Here is a 17,133-nt window from a genome sequence, read left to right on the forward strand (position 1 = left end):
CTCCCCCGCCCCCACCCGCGCATCCAGCGAGGACAGCAGGTGCGCGACGTTGCGGTGGGTCAACATGACGCGGCCGTGTCCACCCAGCGCCTCGGGCGCGGGCACGACGAAGGCCAGCCGCTCGGCGGGCACGGGGCCCGCGGTCACCTCACCGGAGTCCGCGGCCCCGCCTTCCACGGGCAGGACGCGAATGCCGGCGGAGACCTGGGAGACATCTCCGGACCGGGCCACGAGCAACAGCCGGGGCCCGTTGGCCGGGAGCAGCGAGTTCAGGTCCAGCACCTCGCCGCGCGAGACGGGCAGGCACGCGCCACCGGCCTCCAGCACGCCCCAGAGCGCGATGACGGATTCAACCGAGGGCTCCAGGCGCAGGGCCACGGGGACTTCGTGCCCCACGCCCTCCTTGCGCAGCCGGGCCGCCAGTCCCCGAGCCCGAGCCGCGAGCTCACGCCAGGTCAGCCGGCGCGCACCCGCGCTGATCGCCACGGCGTCCGGCGTGCGGTCCACGCGGGCCGCGAGCCGCTCCAGCAGTCCGGGCGCGGACGCGTGCTCAACCACCCGAGCGTGTCCAGGTGCGGACGCCCGCGCCTCCACTCGCGCCAATCCGGGCGCGGAGAGATGCGCGCCCGCCCGCGCCAGCAGCTCACGCTCGGCCGGTGTCGCCAGCGGCAGCCGCGACACCCGAAGCTCCGGGTCCGCGAGCGCCGCGCCGAGCAGCGTCTCCAGGTGCCCCGCGAGCCGCACGATGCGCGCCTCGTCGTAGAGCTCCGTGGCGTACTCGATGAAGCCGTGGAAGATGCCGCTCTGGCTCTCGTGCAGCAGGAGCGTCAGCTCGCCCAGCGTCGCACCGAACTGCGCCGGCGTACCCGGCACCTCGACCAGCTTCAGCTCCAGCCCCGGCACCGTCGGAGTCACCGCGGCATCGCGCCCGTGCAGCACGAGGGCGGCATCGGCGACACGCGAGCGCGCCGGGTCCCTCCCGGGGGCCACGATGGGCAGCAGGTGCTCGAAGGGCACGTCCTGGTGGCTGGACGCGCCGATGGTCGTCTCACGCGCGCGGGCCACCAGCTCGCGGAACGACGGGTCGCCTGACGCGTCCGTGCGCAGCGCCATGGCGTGGGCCACGAAGCCGATGAGCGGCTCCAGCTCGCCCCGAGCGCGGTTGCCCACGGGCGTGCCCACCACGATGTCCTCGCGGCCCGAGTAGCGCACCAGCAGCGAGGTGAGCGCGGCCAGCAGCGTCATGAAGGGCGTCACGCCCTCCTTGTGGCTGAACGCGTACAGCGCGGCGCTCAGCTCTCGCGAGAACGCCATGGGGAAGCGCGCCCCGCGCAGGTGCGAGTCCACGCCTCGCGGCCGGTCCGACGGCAGCTCCAGCGAGGGCGGCAGCTCCGCCAGCACGTCGCGCCAGTACGCCTCCTGGTGTGCGAGCGCGCCTCCCGCCAGCGAGCGGCGCTCCCAGGCCGCCGCGTCCACGTACTGCACGGGCAGCTCCGGCAGCGGCGCCGGGCGGCCTTCCTTGAAGGCCTGGTAGTTCACCGCCATCTCGCGGAAGAACGCCACCAGCGACAGCGTGTCCGCGGCGATGTGGTGCACCGTCAGGAGCATCAGGTGGTCCGCCTCCGCCAGCCGCAGCAGGCGGGCGCGGACGATGGGGCCCTTCTCCAGCGAGAACGGCAACACCGCCTCGTCCAGTGCGAGCCGCAGCGCCTCCGCCTCGCGGTCACCCGCGTGCTCGCGCAGGTCCGCCACCGGAACGGTGATGCGAACCTCGGCCGCGAAGTGCTGCCGCACGCGCCCTTCTTCCACGGTGTACGTGGCGCGCAGCATCTCGTGCCGGCGGATGACCTCGTTGACGCTCCGCTCCAGCACCTCCACGTCCAGCGCGCCCTTGAGCCGCACCGCCAGGGGCATGTTGAGGGACGGGTTGCCCGGGTCGAGCTGCTCCATCCGCCAGACGCGCTCCTGCACCACGGACAGGGGCTGCTCGCCCGCGCGGTCGATGCGGTACATCACCTCCTGCGCCGCCGCGCCCTCCGCCGGGAAGGCCGACTGGAGCATCGCCTCGATGCGCGCGGAGATGCCCGCCACGGTGGGCGCCTCGAACAGCGCGCTCAGCGGGAGCTGCACGGCGAACGTCTCGCGCAGGCGGGTCAGCATCTGCGCCGCCATCAGCGAGTTGCCGCCCAGCTCCAGGAAGTCGTCGTTGAGGCCAATCTCCACCGGCCCCAGGCGCTCGCGCCAGATGTCCATCACCCGCTGCTGGATGTCCCCCACGGAAGTGGGCGGCACGGGCACCACAGCGGCCGAGAGCGACTCGGCCATGGCGGCCACGGCGGGCTTCGCCTCGGCGGCGGGCGTCACGCGCGGCAACACCGGAAGCGGCTGGTGCTCCAGCCGGCAGGGCTTCTCCTCGAACGGGTACGTCGGCAGCGGGACACGGCGACCGGAGTCGGCGCCGTGGAACTTCTCCCACGCCACGTCCACGCCCGCGCACCACAGGTCGCCCAGCGTCTGGAGCAGGCCGGGGTAGTCACCGTCCGTACGACGGCGGCGCAGCGACGGAACGGCGAGCAGCCGCTTGTCCTTCCGCGAGTGGTAGCGGCCCTGCGCGGTGAGGTCCGTTCCCGGCCCCACCTCCAGCAGGACGCTGCAGCCGTCGCCGATGAGCACCTCCAGGCCCGCGGCGAAGCGGACCGGCTGGCGCATCTGCCGGGCCCAGTACGCGGGGTCGGTGGCCTCCTCGGGGCGAATCCACGTGCCGGTGAGGCTGGACACGTAGGGCAGCTCCGGCTTCTTGAGGCGCAGCGCGGACACGGCGCGCGCCAGGTCCGGCATCAGCGGCTCCACCGCGCTGGAGTGGAACGCGTGCGCGGCGGGCAGCCGCACCACGCCCACGCCCTTGGCGGAGAGCTCACCCTCCAATCGGGCGATGGCCTCCACGGGGCCCGAGACGACACACCGCCCGGGGCCGTTCACCGCCGCCAGCGAGATTCCCTCCCCGAGAAGCGGAAGGAGTTCCTCCTCCTTGAGGCCCACCGCGAGCATTGCCCCCGGAGGCATCCGCGACATCAACGCGCCGCGCACCACCGCGAGCCGGAGTCCGTCCTCCGGCGACAGCACGCCCGCGATGCAGGCCGCCGCGTACTCGCCGTAGCTGTGCCCCAGCAGCGCCTGGGGCTTGAGGCCCCACGACATCCAGAGCCGCGCCAGCGAGTGCTCGACGATGAAGAGCGCGGGCAGCGCCACGCGCGGGTCCGTCAGCTTCCGGGCGGCGGCCTCTTCCTCCGCCGACGTCGCCAGCAGGAGCAGGCGCACCTCCGCCTTCAGGGACGGCTCCAGCCGGGCCAGCGCGGCGTCCACGTCCTTGCGGAACCCGGGCTCGGCCTCGTACAGCTCGCGGCCCATGGCCACCGCTTGCGCGCCCTGGCCCGGGAAGAGGAAGGCGACGCGGCGGTTGCGGCCGGCCTCCACGTCGGCGTGCTCGCGCAGCCGCTCCACCAGCTCGGACCGGCTGGAGGCCACCACGGCGCGCCGGTGCTCGAAGGCGCGGCGTCCGACGTTGTGCGTGAAGGCCACGTCCTCCAGCGAGAGCGACGGGGTGCCCTCCACATGCGACGCCAGCCGCTGCGCCATGGCCTCCAGGGCCGACGGCGTGCGCGCGGACAGCGTCACGAGCTGCTGCGGCCGGGCCTTCCGCTGCTCCGCCGCCACCGCGGGCGCCTCTTCGACCACCACGTGCGCGTTGGTGCCGCCAATGCCGAAGGAGCTGATGCCCGCACGGCGCGGCGCCTCACCGCGCTTCCACGAGCGCAGGGTGGTGTTGACGAAGAAGGGGCTCTTGTCGAAATCGATCTCCGGGTTGGGGCGCTCGAAGTGGAGGCTCGGAGGCAGCTCCTGGTTCTCCAGCGACAGCACCACCTTGATGAGTCCGGCCACGCCGGCCGCCGCGTCCAGGTGGCCCAGGTTCGTCTTGAGCGAGCCGATGGCGCAGTCGCCCTTGCGCTCCGTCGTCTTGCGGAAGGCGCGGGTCAGCGCGGCGATTTCGATGGGGTCGCCCAGCGACGTGCCGGTGCCGTGGGCCTCGATGTAGTCGATGTCATCGCCCCCGAGCCCCGCGTACGCCAGCGCGTCGGCGATGACCTCCGCCTGCCCCTCGATGCTGGGCGCGGTGTAGCCGACCTTCTGCTGGCCGTCGTTGTTGACCGCGGAGCCCTTGATGACGGCGCGGATGTGGTCGCCGTCGCGCAGCGCGTCCGCCAGCGGCTTGAGCACCACCACGCCCACACCGTTGCCGGCCACGGTGCCCGCGGCCTTCGCGTCGAAGGCGCGGCAGTGGCCGTCCGGCGAGTAGATGAGCCCTTCCTGGTACAGGTAGCCCGTCTTCTGGGGACTGGCGATGCGCACGCCACCCGCGAGCGCGATGTCGGACTGCCGCGTGAGCAGGCTCTGGCAGGCCATGTGGATGGCCACGAGGCTCGTGGAGCACGCGGTGTAGACGGCGACGCTCTCGCCCCGGAGCTGGAGCTTGAAGGACGCCTTCATCGCCAGGCTCTCCGGACCGGCGGTGGCCAGGTCCAGCCCCGCGCCCGCGTCCTTGCGCGCCTCGCTCAGCAGCGACAGCAGGTGCCCGCTGGAACCGGCGCCCGCGTAGAGCGAGATGCGGCCCTTGTAGCGCGCGGGGTCATACGCCGCGTCCTCCAGCGCCGCCCAGGCGCACTGGAGGAAGGCGCGCTGCTGCGGGTCCATCCACTGCGCCTCGCGCAGGGGGACGTCGAAGAAGTCGTGGTCGAAGCGGTCCGCGTTCTCGAGGATGCCGCCAGCGCGGATGAAGCGCGGGTGCTTCCACAGCTCCTCGGGGATGAGCGGCGAGCGCTCCGTCTCCGCCTCGGGCCACGTCGAGATGGACTCCGTGCCCGCGCGGAGGTTGCCCCAGAACTCCTCCAGCGTCGTGGCGCCGGGGAAGCGCCCCGCCATGCCGATGATCGCGATGTCGTTCCCGGTGTCGTCGCTCTGCATGTCGTCGATCTCAGCCATTGCCCTGGTTCCCCCGTCTGCCCTGCCGGCGAATCGCCTGCCGCCGCTGCTGGGCGCGATCCACGTGGGCCTCGTTGTCCCGTGCGTCCGCCGTCTCGCCATCCCCTTCCAGGGACATGGCGAAGGCGCGGACCGTCGGATGTTCGAAGAAGCGCGTCGCCGGGACCTCCCGCTTCAGCTCGTCCCGGAGCAGCGCGCACGCCTTGACCACGGACATGGAGCTACCGCCCAGGTCCGCGAAGAAATGGTCCTCCACCCCAACCCGCTCCACGCCCAGCACCTTCGCCCACAGCTCCGCCAGCTGGCGCTCCAGCGCCGTGGTGGGCTCCGCGAACGTGCTTCCCGCCGGCCGCGCCACGTCCGGCTCCGGCAGCGCCGCCCGGTCCAGCTTGCCCACGGGCGTCAGCGGTAGCGCCGTCAGCGGCACCAACGCCGACGGCACCATGAACTCCGGCAGCGACTCCGCCAGGAACGTCCGCAGCGCGCGGGGCTCCAGCGTCTCGCCCTGTCTTGGGACGGCATAGGCCACCAGCCGCTTGCCACCGGCGGGGTCCGGCTTCGCCACCACCACCGCCTCGGCCACCGCCGGGTGCTTGCGGAGCGCCTCCTCCACCTCACCCGGCTCCACGCGGTAGCCGCGCACCTTCACCTGCGCGTCCATGCGGCCGAGGAACTCCAGCGTCCCGTCCTCGCGGTAGCGGACCTGATCGCCGGTGCGGTACAGCCGTCCGCCCTCTTCCGGACCGAAGGCATCCGGGACGAACCGCTCCGCCGTCAGCTCCGGCCGCCCGAGGTAACCCCACGCGAGCCCGTCGCCGCCGATGAGCAGCTCGCCCGGCACGCCCGGGGGCACCAGCCGCAGGCCGCGGTCCACCACGTACACGCGCGTGTTGGCGATGGGACGACCGATGGGCACCGGCCCGTCGGCGAGCGAGCCCTCCATCACATGGCAGCAGGCGAAGGTGGTGCTCTCCGTGGGCCCGTAGCCGTTGACGAGGATGCCGCCGCGCGCGAGCCGCTCGCGCACCACCGCCGGAGGCAGCACGTCACCGCCGGCCAGGACCTGGCGCACGCCGTCCAGCGCGTCCGGCCGGGCGGCGGAGATGGCCTCGAAGAGCGCGGCCGTCAGCCACAGCGTCGTCACGCCGTGGTGGACCAGCACGTCCTTCAGCGAGTCCACCGTGGGCGTCGTCGGCGGGAAGAGGACCAGCCGCGAGCCGTGCAGCAGCGCGCCCCACAGCTCGAAGGTGGCGGCGTCGAAGCAGATGGGCGCGAGCTGGAGGAATACCTCCTCCGGTCCGAACCGGGCGTAGCGGCTGCCGAGGACGAGCCGCGCCACCGCGCGCTGCGGAACGCACACGCCCTTCGGACGCCCCGTGGAGCCCGAGGTGTACATGACGTACGCCAGCGACTCCGCCGGCACCCGGATGCCGGGAGACGTCTCCGGCTCACGGGCCACCTCGCTCCACGCCTCGTCGAGCAGCACCACCGTGGCGCTCCCGGAGGGCAGCAGCTCCAGCACGGACCGCTGCGCCAGCACCACGGACAGGCGCGTGTCCTCCACCATGAAGGCCAGGCGCTCGCGCGGGTACGTGGAGTCCAGCGGCACGTACGCGCCTCCCGCCTTGAGGATGCCGAGCATCCCCACCACCAGCTCCAGCGAGCGCTGCACGCACAGGCCCACCGGTGTACCCGGTCCCACGCCACGTCCGCGCAGGTACCACGCGAGCTGGTTCGCGCGCCGGTCCAGCTCGCCGTACGTGAGCCGGGCCTCGCCACACTCGGCCGCCACCGCGTCGGGTGTCCGCGCGGCCTGGGCCTCGAACAGCTCGGCGAGGCAGGCCTCGCGCGGGTACGCGGCCGTGGTGTCGTTCCACTCCACCAGCAGGCGCTGGCGCTCCGCCGCGTCCATCATCGGCAGGTCGCCCACGCGCTGGCCAGCGTCCGCCACCGCGCCCTCCAGCAACACGCGCAGCTGCGTCATCAACCGCGAAGCCGTGGCCGGCGTGAAGAGGTCCGCGTCGTACTCCAGCGTCCCGGAGAGCCCGTCCCCGGAGTCGAAGAGCGACAGGGTGAGGTCGAACTTCGCGGTGCCGGAGGCCAGGTCCACCGGGCGCATGGCGAGCCCCTCGGGGGCGTCCCACTTCGCGCCCTCGTTCAGCGCCAGCACCACCTGCACCAGCGGCGCGTGGCTCAGGCTGCGCGGCGGCTGCAGGGCCTCCACGAGCTTCTCGAAGGGCACGTCCTGGTGGGCGTAGGCCTCCAGCGTCGTCGCGCGCACGCGGTGGAGCAGCTCGCGGAAGGTGGGGTTGCCGCCCAGCCGCGTGCGCAGCACCAGCGTGTTGACGAAGAAGCCGATGAGGTCTTCCAGGCCGGGCTGCTGGCGGCCGGCGATGGGCGAGCCCACGCACACGTCCTCCTGCCCGGACACGCGGGACAGCAGGAGCTGGAACGCGGCGAGCAGGCCCATGAAGGGCGTGACGCCCTCGCGGCGGCAGAGGACGCGGAAGCGCTCGTACAGGTCGGCGGGCAGGTGGACGCGGACGGTGTCCCCGCGGAAGCGCTGGAGGCTGGGGCGCGGGAAGTCCGTGGGCACCTCCAGGACGGGCGGTGCCCCCGCGAGCTGCTTGCGCCAGTAGCGCAGCTGCGCCTCCAGCGCCTCGCCCTTCAGCCACTCGCGCTGCCACACGGCATGGTCCGCCGGCTGGAGCGTGGGCTCCGGCAGCGGCGACGGCCGCCCGTGCAGCTCCGCCCCGTACAGCGCGGCCAGCTCGCGGGTGACGACGCCCAGGGACCAGCCGTCGGAGATGATGTGGTGCAGCGTCAGGACGAGCAGGTGCTTCGTCTCACCCGTGCGAAGCAGCAGCGAGCGGAAGAGCGACCCATCGGACAGGGAGAACGGCCGGCGGGCCTCGGCGGTGGCGGCGCGCAGGGCCTCCGCCTCGCGCTCCGCCTCGGCCACGTTGAGCAGGTCCACCACCGGCAGGGAGACCGTCACCTCCGGGTGGATGACCTGCACCGGCTCGCCGGCGTGGCTCGCGAACGTGGTCCTCGGCGATTCGTGACGGCGGAACAGCGCGGCCAGTGCGCGCTCGAACGCGGGCACGTCGAGCGGCCCCTCCAGCCACGCCGCCCAGACGACGTTGTAGAGCGCCGTGCCCGGCTGGAGCTGCTCCAGCAGCCACAGCCGCTCCTGCATCGCGGACAGCGGCAGCGGGCCTCCCCGGGGCACGGGGACGATGGGCGGCGGGCGCGCGGCTCCGTCCGCCTGACGGGCCGCGCGGATGCGCTCGGCCAGCCGTCCCACCGTGGGGTCCTCGAAGAGGTCCCGCAGCGACAGGGACACGCCGAACGTGGCCTGGATGCGAGCGACGACCCGCGTGGCCAGCAGCGAGTGCCCTCCCAGGTCGAAGAAGCTGTCGTACGCGCCGACACGTGAGACGCCGAGCAGTTCCTCGAACAGTCCGGCGACCAGCTCCTCCTCCGGTCCGCGCGGCGCGGTGGAGCCGGAGGACGTCTCCTCCGAGAACTCGGAGCGGGTGGGCTCCGGCAGCGCGCGCCGGTCCAGCTTGCCGTTGGGCGTCAGCGGCAGCCGCTCCAGCACCATGAAGGCGGAGGGCACCATGTACGCGGGCAGGTGCTCGGTGAGGAACTCGCGGAGGGCGGCCGGCGTCGGACGCGCGGCCTCCTCCCCGGAAGGAACCACGTACGCCACGAGGCGCCGCGCTCCGCCCATGGCGTCCTCGCGCGCGAGCACGACGGCCTGCCGCACCGACGGGTGCCCGAGCAGCGCGGCCTCGACCTCGCCGGGTTCGACACGGAAGCCACGCACCTTCACCTGCGTGTCCATGCGCGCGACGAACGTCACCACGCCGTCCGGCAGCAGCCGGACCCGGTCGCCCGTGCGGTACAGGCGGGCACCGGGGACGCGGGAGAACGGATGCGGAACGAAGCGCTGCGCGGTCAGCTCCGGCCGGCCGAGGTAGCCCCACGCCAGGCCATCGCCCCCGAGCCACAGCTCGCCGATGCCACCCGGCGGCACCGGATGGAGGTCCTCGTCGAGCACGTACTGTTCCGTGTTCGCCAACGGCCGGCCGATGGGGATGGTCGTCGCCCCTTCCGGCACCTCGCGGACGTGGTGCCACGTGGAGAAGGTGGTGCTCTCCGTGGGGCCGTAGCCGTTGAGCAGGCGCTCCGGCGGGCCCTCACGCAGGACCTGCCGCACCGGCTTCGGCTCCAGCGCCTCGCCTCCGACGAGGAGCTGTCGCATTGCACGGAAGGCGTCCGGGACTTCGGCCGCGACCTGGTTGAACCACGTCGTGGTGAGGAACATCGTGCTGATGCCCTGCTCCCGCAGCCACCCGGCGAACGCGCTCGGGACGAGCGCCGTCTCCCGGTCCACGCCCACCAGCCGCGCGCCGTTGAGCAGCGCGCCCCAGATCTCGAACGTGGCCGCGTCGAACGAGGCATTGGACGCCTGCGCGATGCGGTCCTCGGGCGTCAGCCGGACGTAGTTCGTGTCCACCACCAGCCGGACCACGGCGCGGTGGGGAACGCAGACGCCCTTGGGTGTGCCGGTGGAGCCGGAGGTGTAGATGACGTAGGCCGCGTCCTCGGCGCCCGCTCCGGAATCCGGCGCCGTGGCCGGCATTCCTTCGAGCGCGCCCTCCCCGTCCAGCGCCAGCACCCGCACGCCGTCCACGGGCAGCGCGCCGCGCAGCCGCTCCTGGGTGAGCAGCACCGGCGCGCCCGCGTCCGCGAGCATCCACGCCAGCCGCTCGCGCGGGTATGCCGGGTCCAGCGGCACGTAGGCCGCTCCCGCCTTGAGGATGGCCACCATCCCCACGACGAGGTCCACGGAGCGCTCCACGCAGAGGCCCACGGTGGAGCCCCGTCCCGCCCCGAGCGCCCGGAGCCGGTGCGCCAGCCGGTTCGCCCGCGCGTCCAGCTCCGCGTAGGTGAGCGTGTTGCCACCGAAGGACAACGCGACGGCCTCGGGCGTCCGCCGGGCCCACGCCTCGAACAGCGCGTGCACGGTGGCCTCGCGCGGGTACGCGGTATGCGTGGCGTTCCACTCCACCAGCACGCGTTGGCGCTCGGCATCCGCCAGAAGCGACAGGTCACCGAGCCGCCGCTCCGGCGCGGCGATCATCTCCCGCAGCACGGCCCGCCAGTGCTCCAGCAGCCTCGCGGCGGCCTCGGGCTGGAGGCGCTCCAGGCGGTACTGCAATCGCAGCCGGAGCGCGCGGCCCGGCAGGGCCACGGCGGTCAGCGGATAGTGCGTGCGCTCGAAGACGTGGACGTCGCGCACCTCCAGCCCGGCCGCGCCCCGGGTGAGCGCGGCGTCCAGCGGGTAGTTCTCGAACGCGAGCAGGCTCTCGAAGAGCGGCGCGCCCCGGGGCACCTCGCTCCATCCCTGCAACAGGGGGAGCGGGACGTGCTCGCGCTGGCTCAGCTCCATCAACCCCGCGTGCAGCTCGCGCAGCCACGGCACGAGCTTCGCCGTGGAGCGCACCCGCGCGCGCACGGGCAGCGAGTGGATGAACAGGCCCACCGCCTCGTCGATGCCGGGCAGCTCCGCCGGGCGGCCCGAGAGCGTCGTCCCGAAGACGACGTCCTCGCCGCCGCCATACCGCGACAGCAGCAGGGCCCACGCGCCGTGCACCAGCGTGCTCGGCGTCAGGCCGTGGCGCCGAGCGAAGTCCTGGAGCGCCGAGGTGCCCGCCTCGTCCAGGGACACCTCGCACTCGCCCGTGTCACGCGAGGCCGGGGTGCCACCCTCCGCGGGCAGCGGCGTGGGCGCGTCGATTCCCGCGAGCTGGTCGCGCCAGAAGGACGCGTCCTGCTCGGGGCGGCGGTGCTTCAGCCACTCGATGTACGCGCGGAAATCCATGGCGGCGGAGGGCCGCCACGTCCCGCCGCTCGCGAGCACGCCGTACGCCTCCAGCACCTCGCTCAGCACTCGCGCGATGCTCCAGCCGTCCAGCAGCAGGTGGTGGAAGCTCCACACGCACCGCCAGCTCCCCTCCTCCAGGCGCAAGAGCGTCAGCCGCATCGGCGGCGCCCGCGTGAGGTCGAAGCCCCGCGCGCGGTCCTCGCGCAGGAAGTCCTCCAACCGGCGGCGCTGCTCGTCCACGGAGGAAGGCCGCCAGTCCTGCTCGTCCCAGGGCAGCACGACCTGGGCGTGCACCACCTGGAGCGGCGCTTCCAATCCTTCCCACAGGAAGGACGTACGGAGCGCGGGATGGCGGTCCAGGACCGCGGCCCACGCTCCGCGCAGCGCGCTCACGTCGAGCGGTCCGCCGAGCGTCCAGCTCACCTGCTCGAAGTACGCCTCCGTCCCTGGCTCCAGCAGCACCTGGAACAACAGGCCCTGCTGGAGGGGCGACAGCGGGTAGCGCGTCTCGGCGGTAGCCGTCGTGCCCCCCGCATCCGCGCTGACCGGGGCCAGCACCACCGGGGTCTCACCGCTCCCGAGCACCTGGGCCAGCCCGGCCACCGTCGGGTGCTGGAAGAGCTGTCGCGCCGTCAGGTGGAGTCCCGCCTGACGTGCCCGGGCGATGACCCTCAGCGCGAGGATGGAGTCGCCGCCCAGCGCGAAGAAGTCATCCTCCACGCCCACCTGCTTCACGCCCAGCAGCGACGACCACAGCTCCGCCAGACGGCTCTCGGTCTCCGTCCTCGGCGCGACGTACTCGCGTTCCGCGGCCCGCACGCCCTCCGGTGCGGGGAGCGCCTTGCGGTCCACCTTGCCATTGGGCGTCAGTGGGAGCGCGTCGAGCAGCACGATGGTCGAAGGCACCATGTGCTCGGGGAGCGCCCGTCGCGCGAAGGCGCGCAGCGACTCCTCGGACAGCGCGGCGCCGGGCCGGGGCACGACGTACGCCACCAGCCGTGCGCCGCCGGGAACGTCCGCCCGCGCCACCACCACGACCTGACCGACGCCCGGCTCTCTCGCCAGCGCGGCTTCAATCTCCCCGGGCTCCACGCGGAAGCCGCGGATCTTGAGCTGGTGGTCCACGCGGCCCAGGAACTCCACCGTGCCGTCCGCCCGCCAGCGCGCGCGGTCTCCCGTCCGGTACATGCGCGCACCGGGGACATCACTGTACGGGTCCGGCTGGAAGCGCTCGGCCGTCAGCTCCGGCCGCGCGTGGTAGCCGCGAGCGACGCCCACGCCACCGATGAACAGCTCGCCGGGCACGCCGAGCGGCACGGGGCGCAGCTCCGCGTCCAGGACGTACAGCGACGTGTTGGCGATGGGCGTGCCGATGGGAACCGGCCCGGGCTCCGCGCCCACGCGGTGCGTGGAGGACCAGATGGTGGTCTCCGTGGGGCCGTACATGTTGAGGAGCTCGCCGCCCACGGTGTCCCGCAGCCGCGCGGCCAGCTCCGCCGGGAGCGCCTCGCCGCCCACCAGCATCCGCCGCAGGCCCGCGAGCGCACCCCGGGCATCGGGCTCCAGCAGCAGCGCCTGGGCCAGGGAGGGCGTTCCCTGCAGGTGGGTGACGCCGTGCTCACGGATGCGCGCGGGAATCGACTCCGCGGCCACGGCGCCCTTCTCGCCGTGCACGATGACCTTGAAGCCACGCGCCAGCGTCCAGAGCAGCTCCAGCACGGAGATGTCGAAGGACACGCTCGTCACCGCGAGCCACGTGCCCGGCGTGGCGCCGATGCGCGCGTCCATGCCCGCGAAGAAGCTGACGACATTGCGGTGCGGAATCAGCACGCCCTTGGGGCGGCCGGTGGAGCCGGACGTGTAGAGGACGTACGCGAGGTTGTCCGGGCCCACGCCGCACGCGGGCACGGAGTCCGCCAGCTCGGGTCCGGCCGGTGGATCCAGCAGCACCACGGCGCGCCCGCTGGACTGGAACGTCGGCGCCAGATGGCGGTGCGCGAGCACCACGGGCGCCGCCGCGTCCTCCAGCATGAGGGCGAGCCGCTCCTCCGGGTACGCGGGGTCCAGCGGCAGGTACGCGCCGCCGGCCTTGAGGATGCCCAGCAGTCCCACGACGAGGTCCACCGAGCGGTCCGCGCAGAAACCGACCACGCGCTCTGGTCCCACGCCCTGCGCGCGCAGCCGCCACGCCAGTGCGTTGGCCCGCCGGTCCAGCTCACGCCACGTGAGCGCCACGTCGCCGCAGCGCACGGCCACCGCATCGGGCTCGCGCGCGGCCTGGGCCTCGATGAGCGTGTGGATGCACGCGTCCGGATACTCCGTGCGCGTGGCGTTCCAATCCACCAGCACCTGGCGCCGCTCGGGCTCCGGAAGCAACGAGAGCGCGGAGATGCGCGTCTCCGGGGCCGAGACCACGGCATCCAGCAGCACCTGGAACCGCTGCACCAGCCGGGCGGCGGTGGCCTGCTCGAAGAGGTCCGAGGCGTACTCGAGCCAACCCTCCAGCCCGTTCGCGCCGCGCGCGAGGGACAGGGTCAAATCGTAGGGCGTGGCACCGGGGTCCAGCGCCACGCGGCGCGACTCCAGACCGGGCAGCGCCAGCTCCGCCCCAGGCTCGGGCTGGAGCACGAACAGCACCTGGAACAAGGGCGCGCGGGAGCGGTCCCTCGCGGTCTGCACGGCATCCACCACCCGCTCGAAGGGAACGCCGCGGTGGGCGAAGGCCTCGAGCGTCAGCTCGCGCGTCCGGCCCAGCAGCTCCCGGAAGCGAGGGGAACCCGCGAGGTCCCCACGGAGGACGAGCAGGTCGAGGAAGTTGCCGATCAACCCCTCCAGCCCGGCCCGGTCTCGCCCGTTGACGGGAGTACCGATGCAGAGGTCTTCCTGGCCCGAGTGCCGCGCCAGCAGCACCTGGAAGGCGGCCAGCAGCGTCATGAAGAGCGTGGCGCCCTCGCCTCGGCCGAGCGCCTCCAGGCGCGCGGTGAGGGGCTCCGGGATGTGCAGCGAGATGCGTCCGCCGCGGTAGGACGGCATGGGCGGGCGCGGATGGTCCGTCGGAAGCTCCAGGGCGGCGGGGACTCCCGCGAGCCTCTGCTTCCACCAATCCATCGCGGGGGAGCGCGCGGCTTCCTCGTCACGTGCGCTGCGCCAGCGCACGACGTCGGGATACTGGAAGGGCAGGCCCGGCAGCGTGCCCTCCTTCCCCGCCGCGAAGGCGGCGTAGAGCGCGCTCAGCTCACGCGCGAGGATGGCGAACGAGCCTCCATCCGACGCGATGTGGTGCATCACCACCACGAGCAGGTGTTCCTGGTCATCGAGCTGGATGAGCTTCTTCCGGAGGACCTCCCCCTTCGTGAGGTCGAAGGGCGCGCGAGCCTCCTCCCTCGCCAGCCGGAGCGCCGCTTCCTCGCGCTCGGCCGCCGGAACCGAGCGAAGGTCCACCCGCGGCAGCCAGGGGGAGCCCCCCAGCCCGGAAATCTGCGACGGCGTGCCGTCCTCCTCGCTGAACATCGCCCTCAGGGCCGCGTGCCGTCTCTGGAGCACGGCGAACGCGGCCTGCAGCGCCGATTCATCCAGCTTCCCGGTGAGCCGCACCGCGGCGGGCAGGTGGTACGCGGGATTGCCTCGCTCGAGCTGCTCGAAGAGCCACAGCCGCTGCTGCGCGGCGGTGAGCGGAGCCGGCCGCGGCGCATCCTCGTCCGTACTGTCCTTGCTGGCGACCAGCTCCGGAAGCGCCGCTTCACCTCGCGCCTCGAAGACCTTGCGCGCCAGCTCGGCCACGGAGGGACCCTGGAGCAGGACCTCCATCCTTAGGACGGTGCCCAGGGCCTCGATGTCGTTCGCCAGCTCGACGGCGCCCAGTGAGTCCAGCCCGAAGGACGTGATGGGCACGTCCCGCGCCAGCGTCTCCGCACGGACGCGGAGCCGGCTGGCGATGCGCGCCAGCAGCCACGTCTCCAGCTCCTCGACGGTGGACGGCGTCGACGGAGCCACCGCTTCGCCCGGCGTCTCCGCGGCTTCCGGCACACCCGCGTCCGCCTCGCTCCAGGTGAGGAGCGCCCGGGCCGTACCGGCGAGCAGCTCCGCCCGGCACGCGCGGCGCTGAATCTTGCCGCTGGACGTCTTGGGCAGGGCACCCGGCTCGATGAGCACGAGCGTGTGCAGCTGCACCTCGTGCGTCTCGGACAGGCCCCGGCGCGTGGCGGCCACGACCTCTTCGGGCGTCCACGCCTTGCGCGGATCCACCTCGTACATGACGGCGAGCCGCTCCTGGCCGTCCACCTCGATGGAGAACGCCGCGCCGCAGCCCGGCCGCAGCGCGGGGTGGCTGCGCTCCAGCGTCAGCTCCAGGTCCTGCGGATGCAGGTTGCGCCCGCGCAGGATGATGAGGTCCTTGCGCCGGCCCACGACGAACAGCTCACCGTCGCGCATCAGGCCCAGGTCCCCCGTGCGCAGGAAGCGCTGGCCGCTCGCGTCGCCTTCCAGCGTCGCGCCGAAGGTGGCCTCGCTCTCCTCGGGACGCTCCCAGTAGCCGTGGGCCACGCTCGGCCCGGAGACCCAGATCTCCCCCACCCGCTCCGGCGGGCAAGGGCGCCGCGTGTCCGGATCCACGACGAACAGCGTCTGATCCGGCATCGTCCCGCCGCAGCCCACGAGCGGCCGCGCACTTCCGGCCTCGCGAGCCTCCACGGCCTCGTTGCGCTCCAGCGCCGCCGCGTCCCAGCTCCGCGTGAGCACGCCCTCGCCCTTGCGCCCTCCCGAGGCGATCAGCGTCCCTTCCGCGAGCCCGTAGCACGGATAGAGCGCACCGGCCTTGAAGCCGTTGGGAGCGAAGGCCTCCACGAAGCGCGTCATCACCTCCGGACGGATGGGCTCCGCGCCGCAGAAGGCCAGCTCCCAGCGGCGCAGGTCCAGGCCCTCGCGCTCAGCGGGAGGCACCTTGCGCACGCACAGGTCGAAGGCGAAGCACGGGCCACCGCTGATGGTGCCGCCGAAGCGCGTGAGCGACTCCAGCCAGAAGCGCGGGCGCCGGAGGAACGCGAGCGGCGACAGGAGCGCCACCGGGAAGCCCGCGTACAGCGGCTGGAGGATGCCGCCGATGAGGCCCATGTCGTGATACGGCGGCAGCCAGATGACGCCCACGCTGTCGTCGCGCACCTGGAACGCGTGCGAGATGAGCCCCAGGTTGTGCAACAGGTTGCCGTGGCTCAGCCTCACGCCCTTCGGATCACCCGTGGAGCCGGACGTGTACTGGAGGAACGCGAACGTGTCCCCGCGTGGATCCGGCCGCAGCCAGCCCGACTCCGTTCCCTCGGCGAGCGCGTCCGTGGCCACCCAGCGCAGCGACGCCAGCTCCGGCGCGCCCTCGAAGAGCCCCTCCCCCATCTCCTGGATGAAGGCGGTGGTGAGCACGACGCTCGCGCGGGCATCCCGGATGATGGCGCGCAGCCGCGGCAGCGTCCGGTCCAGCCGTGTGGGATCCGGAGGGTACGCGGGCACGGCTATCAGCCCGGCGTACAGGCAGCCGAAGAAGCCCGCGACGTACTCCAAGCCCGGCGGGTAGAGGAGCACGGCGCGCTCCCCCGCCTTCGCCAGCGACTGGAGCGCCGCGCCGATGCGCCGCGCCCGCAGGTCCAGTCCCGCGTAGCTCAGGACGGTGTCGTCGCCGCCGTCTTCCAGGAAGGTGTAGAGGGGTTGCTCTCCGAGCGTACGAGCGCGGGTTTCAAGCAACTCCAGGAGGGTCGCAGCCGGGGGGGTTCGCGCGGAGAAAGGTGCCATGTTCGCCGAAGAGGGGGGGCCCTGGATATCGTCGGTGGTGCGCGGCGCGCAAGATAGGCTGCGAACGCCGGCAATCCGGATCTGGCGATCGAGACGAACCGCGCGAGCACGCGTATCCTCGGCGGATGCGCGGGTCACCAGGGCCGTGGTGCCGGCTGTAGCTCTCAGGCTGGTTACAGGGGACGCGAATGTATCAAAGACCGGAGCCGGACCGCGTGACCCGTGAGGACGTCCCCTTGGCCGCAGACCCGATGAATCGAGGTAGCCAGGACCCGCGAGACGCCGCGCCCCTCGCGCTCGAACGGCTCCCGCCCAACGCGCTCACCCTCTTCCGCCTGTCGGGGCTCATTCGCGTCCCGGTGTATGGCGTCCTCGGCGTGCTCGTGGCCTTCGTGCTGTCGAGGACGGGCCTGGGCGGGTGG

The 17,133-nt window shown here is 73.1% G+C and carries 2 protein-coding genes; both read right to left on the reverse strand.

Annotated elements, in window-relative coordinates:
• A partial coding sequence (locus tag HG543_RS38845) for a type I polyketide synthase (RefSeq protein WP_169349970.1) occupies window positions 1-5,037 on the reverse strand: 5,037 nt, incomplete at its 3' end.
• A complete protein-coding gene (locus tag HG543_RS38850) occupies window positions 5,030-16,663 on the reverse strand; it encodes a non-ribosomal peptide synthetase (protein WP_281404514.1) in 11,634 nt (3,877 codons plus the stop codon). The genes HG543_RS38850 and HG543_RS38845, both read right to left, overlap by 8 nt.
• Window positions 16,664-17,133 lie beyond the last annotated feature (470 nt).

This window comes from Pyxidicoccus fallax (genome assembly GCF_012933655.1).
GTDB classification, from domain to species: domain Bacteria; phylum Myxococcota; class Myxococcia; order Myxococcales; family Myxococcaceae; genus Myxococcus; species Myxococcus fallax.